Origin of the sequence: Streptomyces fuscigenes (assembly GCF_021556455.1) — a bacterium.
GTDB classification, from domain to species: Bacteria; Actinomycetota; Actinomycetes; order Streptomycetales; family Streptomycetaceae; genus Streptomyces; species Streptomyces fuscigenes.
Map to the genome: position 1 here is coordinate 14,075 of NZ_JAKGCV010000005.1, position 12,528 is coordinate 26,602.

Annotated in this window: 13 protein-coding genes; 7 read left to right on the forward strand and 6 right to left on the reverse strand. The window is 68.0% G+C overall.

From position 1 onward, the window contains the following. Window positions 1–58 precede the first annotated feature (58 nt). Window positions 59–691, reverse strand: a complete 633-nt coding sequence (locus tag L1885_RS01450) for a TetR/AcrR family transcriptional regulator (protein WP_235795076.1) — start codon at window positions 689–691, stop codon at window positions 59–61. 52 nt (window positions 692–743) lie between these two features. Here L1885_RS01450 and L1885_RS01455 point away from each other — a divergent pair, with 52 nt between their 5' ends. Continuing rightward, complete coding sequence (locus tag L1885_RS01455) at window positions 744–1,508, forward strand: SDR family oxidoreductase (RefSeq protein ID WP_235795077.1); 765 nt, start codon at window positions 744–746, stop codon at window positions 1,506–1,508. 120 nt (window positions 1,509–1,628) lie between these two features. Here L1885_RS01455 and L1885_RS01460 read toward each other — a convergent pair whose 3' ends face one another. Further along, window positions 1,629–3,137, reverse strand: coding sequence for an FAD-dependent monooxygenase (locus tag L1885_RS01460; protein WP_235795078.1), 1,509 nt, complete (start codon window positions 3,135–3,137; stop codon window positions 1,629–1,631). 83 nt (window positions 3,138–3,220) lie between these two features. Between L1885_RS01460 and L1885_RS01465 the strand changes: the two genes are divergently transcribed. Beyond that, window positions 3,221–3,856 (forward strand): TetR/AcrR family transcriptional regulator C-terminal domain-containing protein, encoded by a 636-nt coding sequence (locus L1885_RS01465; RefSeq protein ID WP_235795079.1) that lies wholly within the window; start codon window positions 3,221–3,223, stop codon window positions 3,854–3,856. A 327-nt stretch (window positions 3,857–4,183) separates the two neighbouring features. Here L1885_RS01465 and L1885_RS01470 read toward each other — a convergent pair whose 3' ends face one another. Then, window positions 4,184–4,642, reverse strand: coding sequence for a type II toxin-antitoxin system VapC family toxin (locus L1885_RS01470; protein ID WP_235795080.1), 459 nt, complete (start codon window positions 4,640–4,642; stop codon window positions 4,184–4,186). Continuing rightward, the gene (locus L1885_RS01475) at window positions 4,632–4,901 is read right to left on the reverse strand and encodes a type II toxin-antitoxin system Phd/YefM family antitoxin (RefSeq protein WP_235795081.1); all 270 of its coding nucleotides are present in this window, start codon (window positions 4,899–4,901) and stop codon (window positions 4,632–4,634) included. Before L1885_RS01475 ends, L1885_RS01470 begins: the two co-directional genes overlap by 11 nt. A 1,644-nt stretch (window positions 4,902–6,545) precedes the next feature. Here L1885_RS01475 and L1885_RS01480 point away from each other — a divergent pair. Further along, window positions 6,546–7,472 carry a phosphotransferase enzyme family protein gene (locus L1885_RS01480; protein ID WP_235795082.1) on the forward strand — a complete coding sequence of 309 codons (927 nt, stop codon included), beginning with the start codon at window positions 6,546–6,548 and terminating at the stop codon, window positions 7,470–7,472. A 9-nt stretch (window positions 7,473–7,481) separates the two neighbouring features. Here L1885_RS01480 and L1885_RS01485 read toward each other — a convergent pair whose 3' ends face one another. Continuing rightward, on the reverse strand, window positions 7,482–8,003 hold the full coding sequence (locus tag L1885_RS01485) for a hypothetical protein (RefSeq protein WP_235795083.1): 522 nt from the start codon (window positions 8,001–8,003) through the stop codon (window positions 7,482–7,484). Between the two features lie 89 nt (window positions 8,004–8,092). Then, window positions 8,093–9,511 carry an NsdA family TPR-like regulatory protein gene (locus L1885_RS01490; RefSeq protein ID WP_505016769.1) on the reverse strand — a complete coding sequence of 473 codons (1,419 nt, stop codon included), beginning with the start codon at window positions 9,509–9,511 and terminating at the stop codon, window positions 8,093–8,095. 208 nt (window positions 9,512–9,719) lie between these two features. Here L1885_RS01490 and L1885_RS01495 point away from each other — a divergent pair, with 208 nt between their 5' ends. The 4 genes from L1885_RS01495 to L1885_RS01510 all read left to right on the forward strand — a co-directional run bounded on the left by L1885_RS01495 (window position 9,720) and on the right by L1885_RS01510 (window position 12,411). Beyond that, complete coding sequence (locus tag L1885_RS01495) at window positions 9,720–10,271, forward strand: bifunctional DNA primase/polymerase (protein ID WP_268983465.1); 552 nt, start codon at window positions 9,720–9,722, stop codon at window positions 10,269–10,271. Then, window positions 10,261–10,557, forward strand: coding sequence for a hypothetical protein (locus L1885_RS01500; protein ID WP_235795086.1), 297 nt, complete (start codon window positions 10,261–10,263; stop codon window positions 10,555–10,557). Before L1885_RS01495 ends, L1885_RS01500 begins: the two co-directional genes overlap by 11 nt. A 22-nt stretch (window positions 10,558–10,579) precedes the next feature. Continuing rightward, window positions 10,580–10,900, forward strand: a complete 321-nt coding sequence (locus L1885_RS01505; protein ID WP_235795087.1) for a hypothetical protein — start codon at window positions 10,580–10,582, stop codon at window positions 10,898–10,900. Between the two features lie 785 nt (window positions 10,901–11,685). Further along, complete coding sequence (locus tag L1885_RS01510) at window positions 11,686–12,411, forward strand: hypothetical protein (RefSeq protein WP_235795088.1); 726 nt, start codon at window positions 11,686–11,688, stop codon at window positions 12,409–12,411. Window positions 12,412–12,528: the final 117 nt, after the last annotated feature.

Here is a 12,528-nt window from a genome sequence, read left to right on the forward strand (position 1 = left end):
TCCGGGAACGCCAGGCCGGGAGCGGGCGCTCCGTACCGGGCACGCCCGCGCCTCCGCGTCAGCTGCCCGGACGCCTGACGACGGCGGTGTCGCCGAAGGACGCCGTGAGCGCACGCGTGATCAGATCGGGCAGGGGCGTGCGTCCGTCGTCCTCGGCCCAGCGAGTCAGTGCCATGTGCATCGCGGCCAGACACGCGCTGATCGCTGCCCGGGCGAGGAATGCGTCGTCCTGATCGGCCGCGTCCTCCCCGAGGGCCTCGACGATGGCCTGCTGCATCGCGTACTGGCTGTCCAGGTGCCTGGCGCGCAACGCCGGAGTCGCGATCATGAGCCGGAGGCAGTCCAGGAGGAACCGCTCGCCCGCCGCCGGTTCGTCCACCTCGCGACGGGTCAACGCCGTGGCTGCGTCGACGAGTGCGCTGCCGACACGGCGCACCAGGGGAAACGACGCGGGCGACGAGGCGACCAGTTCGGCGATGTGGCGAACGGGCTGCTCGACGAGGACGAGGTCCTCCTTGGTGGGGAAGTGCCGGTAGACGGTCATGGAGGAGACGCCGGCGGCCTCGGCGATCTCGGCGACCGTCACCCTGTCGTAGCCGCGGTCGGTGAACAGCCGCACGGCGCAGGTCTGGATGGCGCGCCGTGTCTCCTCGCGCTGTCGCTCCCGCAGGGTGGGGTTCCGTTCATTCATGTGGTACACACTACCTACATGTTAGTGACTAACATTTGGGGGAGTGGGCGTCATGGGTGATCTGGTCGGCAGGACGGCGCTGGTGACGGGCGCGTCACGCGGCATCGGGCAGGCGATCGCGGTTCGGCTCGCGGCAGGAGGGGCCCTGGTCGTCGTCCACTTCGGGACGGACGAGAACGGGGCGGCGACGACCGTGGAGAGGATCGAACGGGCCGGCGGGGCGGCCGTCGCCGTCCGGGCCGAACTGGGGGTGGACGGCGACGTCGAGACACTCTTCGCCGGTATGGACGCCGCTGTGCCCGGTCGTCCGCTCGACATACTCGTCAACAACGCGGCCGCGGCGCCGGCCGGTCCGCTCGGTGTGACGACCCGGGCCGAATTCGACCACTTGCTCGCGGTGAATGTGCGAGCACCGTACTTCATCATCGAGCGTGCGCTTCCCCTGCTGCGTGACGGCGGCCGGATCATCGGCATCTCGTCCGTGGCGACCCGGATGGCCAACCCGGCCCAGACGTCCTTCGCGATGACGAAGGCGGCGGTCGAGGTGATGAGCAGGACCCTGGCCAACCAGGTGGGGGCCCGCGGCATCACGGTGAACGCGGTGGCCCCCGGAGCCACGAGGACGGAGACCAACGGAGCTGTCTTCGCGGTGCCGGGCCTCTCCGAGCAGATCTCCGGCATGACGGCGCTCGACCGGCTGGGCGGGCCGGATGACGTCGCCGACGTGGTCGCCTTCCTCGCCTCCGACGCCGCTCGCTGGATCACCGGCCAGGTCGTCGACGCGAGCGGTGGCCTGTTCCTCGGCCCACGCGTATGAGCTGAAGGGGCATCGCAAAGCGTGTCGGGCCCGGACGGCCGCCCGGTGCGACGGGCCTCTGTCCGGCCAGGGTCACTTCGACCCGTCCGGGCGGCGGGGGGAATCGCGTGGGACCACTGATCAGTGCGGGGCGCCGAGCCAGGTGCCCAGCGCGGCGGTGAGAGCCGAGCCGTCCGGTGACAGGTCCGGCGCGGCCGCCCAGGCGACGACGCCGTCGGGGCGTATGAGGGCCGCCGACAGGTCGTCGCGGTCGACGCGGGACGCCTCGACGATCGCCAGCCGGTCCTGCCACGGCGCCGCATCGGCGAGGACCCGGCTGCCCGCCGGGGCGAGGAGCACCGTCCCGCCGCCCGGTGTGAGACGGCTGAGCCGCACGGTCCGGGAGGCCCGTGGAGTGACGGCGGCGAGTTCCAGGTCGGGGCAGTGCCGGCCCACCAGTGGGTGAGCGTCCGACGGCATGTACGGGAAGGTGTACCGGGTGGCGAGCCCCGACATCATGCGGCCGAAGTAGCGGTTGACCTCGGGGAGATCCATCAGGTCGGAGACGATGTCGCGCAGGGCGTCCGTGTGCGGGCCCGGCCGCATGAGCGCCGACTGCGCCCGCGTGTTGTGCAGGACGGCGGCACCGACCGGACGGCGTTCGCGGGTGTAACTGTCCAGCAGGCCCTCCGGCGCCTCGCCGCGCACCTCGGCCGCCAGTTTCCAGCCGAGATTGGCAGCGTCCATCAGGCCCAGGTTGAGGCCCTGTCCACCGTTGGGGGAGTGGACGTGGGCGGCGTCACCGGCGAGCAGGACCCGCCCCCTGCGGTAAGTGCTGACCTGGCGGGCGTGGTCGCTGACACGGAGCGCGGAGCCGATCCGGGTGACGGTGACGCGGGTGCCGGAGACCCGCCGCAGACTGGCCTGCATCTCCTCGCGGGTGACCGGAGCCGTGCGGTCGGCAGGTGCGTCCCCGAGGTCGAAGTCGAAGGTGCCGACCAGGCCCGGGGTGTGGAAGAGCGTGCCCGCCGGGGTCCGGCCGGACGGGGGCAGGCTCTCGGCGCCTTCGAGATCCACCTCGGCGTGACGGGCGATCATCGTGGGCGGGGTGCCGTGAAACTCGAAGCCCGCAAGCTTGCGGACCGTGCTCCGGCCGCCGTCGCACCCGACCGCGTACGGGGCGCGGAACCGCCGGATCCCCCCAGGGGTGTCGGCGGTCACGGTGACGCCCTCCTCGTCCTGAGCCAGTGCGGTCACGACATGGCCGTTCCTGACGGCGACTCCCAGCCCGGCGGCGTACTCGCGGAGAATCGCCTCCAGATCCGGCTGCCGGATGAGGACGCCCCGGCGGCCCGGCTCCTCCTGGAGCGCGGGATCGATCTTGTGGATCCACGCGAAGTGATGCTTCTCGCTGCCGTGGTCGGCGGCTCTCTCGGCATCCCCCCGCGGATGGTGGGCGGCCAGCAGCGGGCCGAGGCCCCGGCGTTGCAGTGCCTCGGCGGCCAGCGGCCCCACTCCCCGTGCCCTGCGCTCGCCCGAGGGCGCGGTCGACTGCTCGAGCACCAGGGGTGAGGCGCCGGCCAGGCGCAGTTCGGCGGCGAGCAGCAGGCCGACGGGCCCGGCCCCGACGACGAGTACATCCGTGGTCATGAGCACTCTCCTTAACAAGTTAAGCTCCTCTTCTCACCGTGCTCCTTAACTTGTTAATCTGTCAAGGGACGCTGGAGGCGGGCATGGCCATCACGAAGGACGAGGCGGCGCGAGCGGCGCTGCGGCTGCTGGACGAACACGGCATGGACGGGCTCACGGTGCGCAAGGTCGCGTCCGAGCTCGGCGTCCAGGCGCCCGCGCTCTACTGGCACTTCGACGGCAAGCGCGCACTCCTCGACCGGATGACCGACGCCATGCTGGCCCCCGCCGCCGCCATGCTGGACAGGCCCCCGGGCGACCGGCCGTGGTGGGTGTGGCTGGAGGAGACGCTCGGACGGCTGCGGAGCGCTCTGCTCGTCCACCGCGACGGTGCGCGTGTCGCTTCCGGGGCGGATCTGACCCGGGCGGTCGCGCTGGGCGCGTTCGTGGAGCGCGGCACCGACGTGCTGCACTCAGCGGGCTTCGGACTCGGCGACGCGTCGCGGGCCGCGGGAGCGCTGGTGCACTTCGTCATCGGCAGGACGATCGAGGAGCAGTCGCGGCCGGACGCTTCGGCCGAACTCGAGACGATCGCGGACCCGGACTTCCCCTTTCCGGTCCTCGCGCGAGCCCTGCGCGAACGTCATGCCGCCGGTGACACACCCGACGACGACTTCCGCCACGGCCTCGCCATCATGCTGACCGGGCTGCGCACGCTGGTCGGCGCTGCGGGCGAGTAGCCCCCCGCGCATCCGGCAGGTCCGGGGCCGCGCCCGGCATACCGGATGCGGAGCGAGCGCCTCCGCCGGGCGCCCGGCAGGCACGTGATGGGCACGGAGCGCTTGGAGAGGTCTGGACGACAGAAAATCGCCGGCTCGCTGACCTGGGGGTTTGTCGTGGAGCGGGTGACGAGAATCGAACCCGCCCTCCGAGCTTCGGAATCACGGGGCTTTGTCGGCGTCTGTGCTGGTCAGCGGCGCGTATGGGCTCCGAAGCGCCCCTGGGCCGCTGCCGTGGCACCGAGCCGTACCGCTGCGCGAGGTGCGGCTCGGTGCGCCGAGCAGGCGCTACCGGTCGTGTCGGACGGTGGGCCGGCTGACGGGGACCACGGTGAGGAGGTCGCCGAGGCCCTTGTAGTCGTCGGGGTTGGTGGTGAAAAGGGGCAGCTCTTCGGCGACGGCGACGGCTGCGATCATGAGGTCCGCGACGCGACGCCGTGGCTTTCGCCCGGCTCCGATCACGGCGGCGCAGACCCTCCCGTAAATGCGGGCGGCGTCGGTGTCGAAGGGGATGGGGTCGAACTCGTTCTCGGCGCGCTGCAGGATGTCGAGGCGCCGGCCGCGCTCAGCGTGTTCGTCGTAGTCGCCCTGCTCCTCGTTCCTGCGCACTTCGTGTGGCCCTGCGGACAGCTCCGCCAGGGTGATCGCGGTGATCGCGACCTCGGCGGGCAGTTCCGCGGGGTCGATCCACTTGCGCAGGATGACGATGTTGGTGTCGAGCAGACCCTGGTCGTAGTCAGCGGGCATAGGGGTCGTCCGTCTCCTGCTCGGCGGTGGCGTCCTGGTCGGCCCGGAACGCTTCCAATGAGACGTCCGACGCGGTGCGGGACATAGCGGTGAACTCCGAGCGCGGAACGAACCGCCGACGCCGACGCAGCGGGATCAACTCCCCGATCTGGTGCCCGTCACGCGTGACGGTGAAGGACTGCCCACCCTGGACGGCATCCATGATCTCTTTGGACCGGCTGCGCAGGTCGCGTTGGGTGATCTGGGGCTGAGTTGACATTCCTCCACGGTAGCACCATGTAGCACCGTGTGCCCCCCCGAGCTGCGGGGCTGGCGGCGGTGCTTCCTCCTCATGCTTCGTGTCAAGGAGAACCGAGAACGGCACATGTGTGCAGTGGAGTTGGCGGAGACGGCCGCGGTCGGCGGTCTGCGACGCGACATAGGTGTACATGGGCTCGCGGGGCGGGATGTACAGCAGGTCTCCGAGCGCTGGCGGGGCGTCGGTTTGCGTGACCGCGGGTCCCTCAGCGTCTGTCCAGCGCGGTCCGTCAGCCTCGGTGGAGGGGCCGTTGGTGTCGTTGCGGACACCGCGGGCGCGTGTGGCTCGGGCGTGAGCGGGCCGCGCTCATGCATCAGCATTCGGACGTGGAGCGGCAGCAGGAAGTTGCAGCCGGACTCGACGGGCTGGTTCAGCGGCAGCGAAAAGCTGCACGGGAGAAGCCGGACGGCCAATCCGGCACGGATCCGGCACGCGACGCTTGGGGAGATCTGGACAACACAAAAGCCCCGGGCCGCCGGCCTGGGGCTTTTCTCTGGAGCGGGTGACGAGAATCGAACTCGCGCTCTGAGCTTGGGAATCAACGGCCCGTCCACTCTAAGTAGGGCCCTGACGTGCTGAAACGCCCTGGAGTCGGGAGGCTGCCGGATTGTTGAAATGACCGGTGGTGCCCATGGTTCTCCGGTCGTTCTGGCACGAATCTGGCACGGGCAGCAACCGCCGAACTGGGAACATCTGCCCATGGACATCGGGTGGCAGCTGCGCGCGCTGATGACATCCCTGGCGCGAGAAGACGGTGTCTTCGCCCATGTGGCTTCCGAGACAGACGGGTCGGTCGCGGAGCAGGTGCGACGTCTCGTCGTGGAGGCCGAGCGTGCTTGGGAGCGGTATGCCGTACCTGGAGCAAGTGGTCCGGACTCGCCAACAGAGGTCGCTGATGCGCTCGTAGAGGTCGACCGGGATCACGCCGCCGAACTCATGACATACCTTGCTGCGAGCGACCTTGTCTTCCCCGGTCGTTCGCGCCGAGACGAGGGCCACGTAGGCCGGGCAGGGGCCCTCGCAGTGCAGTTGCTGGGATACCGGTCTGTCCGGTTGGGGGAGATTGAAGGAGCTGAAAACGCAACTGGCTCATAGCTCAACCCGTGTCACAACTACCGCCGACATTTCTCCTTCATCTGGAATGCAGAGGCCGCCTATCGAATTCGGACGGTCATGGTCAGTAATTCGCCTCTCTCAGAACTACCGCACCGTAACCACATGCTGTCTCGCGACGATGGCTTGTCCGACTCTGCTGTCGTCAGGAGAAGGTATGGGGTACCAAGTCAAGTGTGGGTCGACGAAGACCAAGACCGGTAGGCCTTGTCAGAGGCCGGCGATGATCGGCTACTCGCGCTGCCAGGATCATCGCGGGGAGTGGGCTCCGAAGCAGAAGAGGAAGACCAAGAAGCGCTGAGCCGTCTCGCGACGTAGTACCTGAGCAGAACCTGCCGACGGACCTGATACAGGTCCAGCCAGACATGAGCGGATGACCTGTGCACCCGGGGGCTGGCGCGATGTTGCACGACTGGCGGCAGCCCTTCGCTCGGACAGGCAGCCTATCCGGTGTTCTGGCACGGATCTGGCACGACGAGTACCGTCAACGGCATGATCTCGGAGGCGGTCGGCGGGGCGGACAAGCGGCAGCAGTTCACGGAGGAGACGGCCGGTGCTGCCCTGCGGGAGGCATGCGCGGTTGCTGGCATCTACCCGACCGGGGCGGAGCTCCTGCGGCTCGGTTCCAACGCTGTCTACCGTCTGCCCGCTGCTCCGGTGATCGTCCGTATCGCGCGGGACGTTGACGCAGCGGCTGAGATGAAACGAGCGGTTGCCGTGGCCCGGTGGCTGGCTACGCAGAACTTCCCGGCGACGCGGGTTCTGCCTACCGTCGAGCAGCCGCTGACGGCAGGTGGTCGGGTCGTGACGTTCTGGGAGAGCGCTCAGGATCGCGAGGAGTACGCAACGGTCGCCGAACTGGCAGACCTCCTGCGACGACTCCACTGGCTCGAAGAGCCGGAGTCGCTGCACCTGTCGTACTTCGACCCGGTGGGCAAGCTCTGGGCGTCACTCCGGGCTCTCGACGGGGCCCCGTCGGAGGATGCGGCGTTCCTCGAGCAGCGGGTCGTACGTCTCAGCAAGGAGTACGACCGCCTGGACTTCGTGCTGCCTTTCGGGATGATTCATGGCGATGCGAGTATCGGCAACATCCTGCGGCATCGCGACGGGCACGCCATCCTCATCGACCTGGACGGGTTCACGCTGGCGCCGCGGGAGTGGGACCTCATTCAGACGGCGCTCTTCTACGACCGTTTCGGTTGGCACACGCGCGAGGAGTACGAAGCCTTCGTGCATCACTACGGCTTCGACATCATGAACTGGCCGGGTTACTCCGTCTTGGCCGACGTGCGCGAGCTGATGATGGTTCTCTGGCTGGGACAACAGGTGGCGACGAGCGAGAAGTCCGCGGCGGAGTTCGCCCGGCGGGTAGCTTCGCTGCGTACGAATGGCAGTCGGCGCGAGTGGGGGCCGTTTTAATCGTTCGCGTCACGTGGCTTCCTGCTTGGACGGACGATTACGCACGAGGTGATGGGCCGCCTGCAACGCCTGGGCTTTGAGCGCCTCCAGGGAGATGGACCAGCTCTCGTCCCAGTCCTCCAGGTTGCTCGCGCACATAGCGATCTGGCGCAATTTTTCTGTGTATGGCCAGCTCATATTGAGCTCTGTCAACATTTGCAGCCACATGCGATCGACGCCGGTGGCGGCATCAAGAGAACCGTCGACCACTTGCTCCGCGAGCCAGTAGATCCGGGACCATGCAGCGGCTGCCGAGTTCGCTGGAGCCTCGATGTGCCAGCCCAACTCCTGCACGACCTGAGTAAACAACTCGCCCGCTTCGGGCTCCTCCCGGTGTCCCAGCCCGGCCAGCAGCGGCAACGAGGGCGTATCGACCCCCGCCATGAGTGCGTCAAGACCGGCTTGGATGAGGCGGTCAGCCCCAACATGTCCTTCGATTGCTCGCTCGTGAGCAAGCTGCTTCATCTGTCGCCGTGCTTCTTCTTCGGTCACCGCTGCCCTCACCGTCTACGGCCCGGGGAGGCATCGTGCCACGGCCGTGCTTCGACAGCACGCCTGTTCCTCACCTGAGAAGTTGCCGGTCAACCTGTGGCGAGCCACAGACGGTGGTCGGCGGCTTGCTCCTGGAAGTCCTGGACGATCGACGATGACCCGAGCTGGTCTAGGTTCTGGCGGAACTCTGCGAGGTAGGCCACGCACCGTGACGACTTCAGTTGTTCGCCGAGGTCCAGGGCGTCCAGGGCCACGCGGCACGCCTCCTCCGGGTCTCCGCCGTGGAGGTGGGCGTCTGCCCGGACCATGGTGGCGAAGAAGTCGCTGCGGACGTGGCTGCCACTCATGGCGTTCTCCGCGTGGGCTACGGCCTGGCGGGCGCTGCGGACGTCCCGGAAACAGTGCGCGGCTTCGGCGGCCAGTTCGGCTTCGTCGAAGTAGGTGATCCACTCGGGCTCGTCGTCGCTATTACGGCTCTCCAGGGCCTTCGTCGCTTCGGCGAGTGCCATTTCGCAGCCTCGCCTGTCGCCGGTGCGAGCGAGCGCGCGGGCTTCCATGGCGTGGAACTGGGCCCGGAGCGTCGGTGTCGCAACCGCCGAGATGCCCATGAGTGCTGCACGGGCGAGTGTTGCCGCGTGAGTGTACTGGCCGAGGAAGGTGGCCTGGTGGCTCATCGCGGACAGGATGCTGCCCGCTAAACGTCGGTCGTTGCTGTCCTGAGCGAGGCGTAGGGCTTGGAGGAAGTACCGCTGGGCGAGACCGTGGTGGCAGGCGTCGTAGGACATCCAGCCGGCCAGGAGCGTCGACTCGGCAGCGGTGGAGAACAGCGCCTGGCCGACTGCCTCGGTGTACTGGCCGCTGAGGAGGGGAGCGACGTCGCGGCTGAGGTACTGGATGACGGATTGGCGGGCGTGGTCGCCTCCAAACCGGTCGTCGAGCTGGGCGAACAGGTCGCTGGTCGACTTGATCATGGCGACATCGGCAAGACCCACCCGTGTCCCTCGATTGCTCGCGGACTCGGGGAAGGATGCCTGCGGGGCGACGAGCCACCGCAGAGACGCTTCACTCCACGCCGCCTCCGACGGATCGGCTTGGAGCAGCGGCTCGTAGCCGTTGAGATCCGCTCGCCACAGGCGGTCGACGGTCTGAATGGCGGCTTCGGGACTCTCCGGGTAGCTGGCGTCAAGAAGAGCCGAGTCCTGCCCCGTGTGGTGGTTCAGCCCGAGTTCCGCGGCCGTGAGTCCGAGTGCTTCGCACAGCAGGGGGCCGTAGAACTCGTCGGGCACGCTGTGCCCGTTCTCCCAAGTCGCGATGCGGCGCTTCACGCTGGCGTCCGCCGGCAGGTTCTGGCCGTGGCGCGCGGCAACCCTGCGCAGCTCGCTCACCAGTCGCGGCTGACTCCAGCCGCGCTTTTTGCGTGACTCGCGCAGTAGGACACCGATCGGTTGCTCCGCAGGCGTGGTGATCGCCTCCCGTGGTGGCCTTGGACGTTGCTGCTGGCACCCAATGTACGGAACACACCCGTCCGGCTACCAGGTCTTTCGGAATGTGCAGCGGCATGTGGGGCTGACGGGGGATGACGTGCCGTCGCCTTGCTTGTCATCCCCCGTCAGCTTTCGTCATCTGCCCAGCTCAGGGGCTTGCGGGCCAATCTGTGCTCACGGCGCCTGATGGGCCGTCGGTCGTATCAGAGCGAGGTGGGATGACGTGCAGTGGATGACGAGGCGGGGTGTCCAATGGCTCTCCGCGGGCGCGGATGATCCGGAGATGTGCCGAGCGCGGTGGGCGGACGATCCGCGACAACCGTACGCCTTGGCCACCGGCCGGCTCTTCGATGTCGTCGTGGTCAACCTGAGGCTTGGCACTGAGGTGTTCGAGCAGATGGAACGACGAGAGATGGCCCTCGGCCCGGTTGCGGTTGACCGTGCAGCCCAGCAAGCGGGCTTCTTCCTGCCCACCAACTCCCGGTCACGGTTCGAACGCTGCCTTGCCCGCGAAACCAGCACCTCTCCTCCCTACCGGTACATGGAGCATGGGTCATTCATCGTCGTGCCGGGCCCGATGCCCCTCGCGACGGACCGGCACCAGTGGCTTCGGGCCCCCATCCGACGACCTGAGACATCTCCGCTGCGAACGGCGTGTCTTGCCGTGATGCTCGCCGCGACCGCCGAACTCATCGCACGAGCGGACCACTACAACGAGCAGTACCCGAGTGCAGCGGCGATGTGGGCCGAGGAGAACGAGGAGACAGTCGACCATGCACGCTGAGGACGGCCAGGGCGACGCAGCTCACTGGTCACCTCTGGAAACCGACGAGTGGTACGCCGCACGCAACGCCACCACCGCCCTGCGTGACGTACTGACGGCTGCGGGCATGGCAAAGGACTTCCCCTATCTGCGCGCCGAGTTGAACGCCTTCGGCCTGGGGCTCATCGAGCTGGGACGTGTCTCCCCTGAGACCGCGCAGCGGCTGGCGGAGCTGCTTCGACGGGCCGTACAGGGCGCCCACGACTCCGAGCACGCTGACGACGCCAACGGGCGTACCCAGAACTGACTGACCAGAGAAGGTGGAAGACATGAGCGACCCGCGCCGCGTCGTGGCGAAGCGAGCGGAGAACCTGTCGCCGACTGTGCCGTACGTCCGTGGCTGGGCCGAGGCGAAGCGCGGTGCTGACAGCCTGGCCGATCAACTGCGAGCGGCTGGTCTGTCCTCGGACTTCCTGGGCCTCAAGGCGGATGTCTCCGTCTTCGGCGACGGCCTGGTCTGCCTCGGCCCAATCCGCCCGGCTGCGGCCGAGCTGCTGGCGCGCTTGCCCGCATCCGGTCTCGCTATGGAGATGGCCGAGTGCGCCGGGCTGAGGGACGTGTCAGCTCCTCCGGACGCCTCAGCAGCCTGACGGTCTGCTCCGGTAGACCCTGTCGACTCCTCCACGATCGCGCGACGGGGCCTACATATGCGCTCGCCGGCTACGGACTATGCCCTGCGGCCCGGCCGGGACCGGCGCCCCAGCGCCGCAGCCCGGACGAGCCGCAGGGACAAACCACTGAGCCATACCGACCCCACAACCAAAGGACCCGGGCGGGTGCTGGAACACCCCCCGGGCGTGGCCAACCGCTTCTAGGGAGCGATCGACGTGCACAAGGTACTTGCTGCCCTCCTCCATGTCCTCACCCCCCGCCGACGTGGCTGGCATGCAGCCCCCGCGCCGTCGACTACGCACTACGTGTCGACTCCGACCGTGCGTTGCGCCGTGACCTTTTATCCACCCCTGGACACCGCGGCGGGACGTTACCGCCGTCGGATGCGCGCCGGAGGGGCTGAGATGACGCCGCTCGTCCGTCCGTACGTCCTGGCGCACGAGGAGAAGACAGCAGCGGATCGGATGCTTGCCCGCATTGAGCGGGAAGCGACGGCGTGACGTCCACGAGGCGGATCACAATTAAGCCTCGGACCGCCACTCCCCTCAACACGTGGCCACGCTTTCCAACTGTGGTGGTGCCTCGCGGGGCCGTGTACAGGGCCTTTCACCTGCGTTCACGGTCAGCTGGTCGACGGAGCTGCTACGGGCTTCGGTCCCTTCTGAACGTCGTCGAACGGCGTTGAATGAGACGGAAACTGAGACGTAAGAGGGTCGAGCCGCGCTCCCGACGCGGTGACTGTCCGCCGTGCCATCATCTGCACGTGCTCAGGATTCCCGGATACGAAGGCGGCCCTTTGGTCCAGGGCGGCGCCTACCTGGACGACCCGCTGTTCTGGCCTGTGCATCTTGGCTCCCGCCTGCGTGGGGAGGACGCGCAACGAGCCGCGTTCGGTGCCGACTGGGATGCGGCCATGGAGCTGTACCGCAGACTGTCCGCCGAGCATGCGTGGCCGGTGTTCAGCGTGCCGCTGCGCTCCGGTCACACCATCTACGTCGTCTACCGCAACTTCGTGGACGAAGGGGGCGTGGACTATCTGATCCATCAGCCGGCTTGGTCCGAAGCGGAAACCCTCGCTGTGGACGACGGTCACTTCATGGGGCCCGGTATGGCCTGGACAGAGCTGCTGTCCGCCGCTCGGCAGCCGGGAGTAGAAGGCACGGCTGATGCCGACGCCCGACTCTTGCTGCTCTTTCCCACACTCGGCGACGCGAGGCTTCCTGCCGATGCAGCTGTGGCTCTCACCACTGCGCTCGCGGCTCTAACCCTGATCGAAGAGCCCGTCGCGGTGGCAAAGGCGCTCCTTGAGAACCAGGGCCAATGGGCTCCCGCTCGGTGGAGATCGGCAGGAGGCGTCTGGATCAACGACGGTACGCACTCCTACCGAAACCCAAGCAACGCCTTCGCACTACCAGAAGAGCGCCTTCTGGAGATCAGTAGCGCACTGCAGGGCGAAGCTGGGCACCACTTTAGGAGAGAGGCAGAGTGATCTGCGGGTTGATCTTTGGCTTCGTCGGTTTAGGAAGCGAGCGGCTGCTCGACCATGTGACACGGGTGTTGACCGTGGCTGGCTCCTATTTCTGGCGTGGTTGTGGCACGACCTCAG

Bases quoted from the DNA above. Each gene is read 5' to 3' on its own strand.
- L1885_RS01450 (WP_235795076.1), bottom strand. From the start codon at position 691: ATGAATGAACGGAACCCCACCCTGCGGGAGCGACAGCGCGAGGAGACA.
- L1885_RS01455 (WP_235795077.1), top strand. From the start codon at position 744: ATGGGTGATCTGGTCGGCAGGACGGCGCTGGTGACGGGCGCGTCACGC.
- L1885_RS01460 (WP_235795078.1), bottom strand. From the start codon at position 3,137: ATGACCACGGATGTACTCGTCGTCGGGGCCGGGCCCGTCGGCCTGCTG.
- L1885_RS01465 (WP_235795079.1), top strand. From the start codon at position 3,221: ATGGCCATCACGAAGGACGAGGCGGCGCGAGCGGCGCTGCGGCTGCTG.
- L1885_RS01470 (WP_235795080.1), bottom strand. From the start codon at position 4,642: ATGCCCGCTGACTACGACCAGGGTCTGCTCGACACCAACATCGTCATC.
- L1885_RS01475 (WP_235795081.1), bottom strand. From the start codon at position 4,901: ATGTCAACTCAGCCCCAGATCACCCAACGCGACCTGCGCAGCCGGTCC.
- L1885_RS01480 (WP_235795082.1), top strand. From the start codon at position 6,546: ATGATCTCGGAGGCGGTCGGCGGGGCGGACAAGCGGCAGCAGTTCACG.
- L1885_RS01495 (WP_268983465.1), top strand. From the start codon at position 9,720: ATGACGAGGCGGGGTGTCCAATGGCTCTCCGCGGGCGCGGATGATCCG.
- L1885_RS01500 (WP_235795086.1), top strand. From the start codon at position 10,261: ATGCACGCTGAGGACGGCCAGGGCGACGCAGCTCACTGGTCACCTCTG.
- L1885_RS01505 (WP_235795087.1), top strand. From the start codon at position 10,580: ATGAGCGACCCGCGCCGCGTCGTGGCGAAGCGAGCGGAGAACCTGTCG.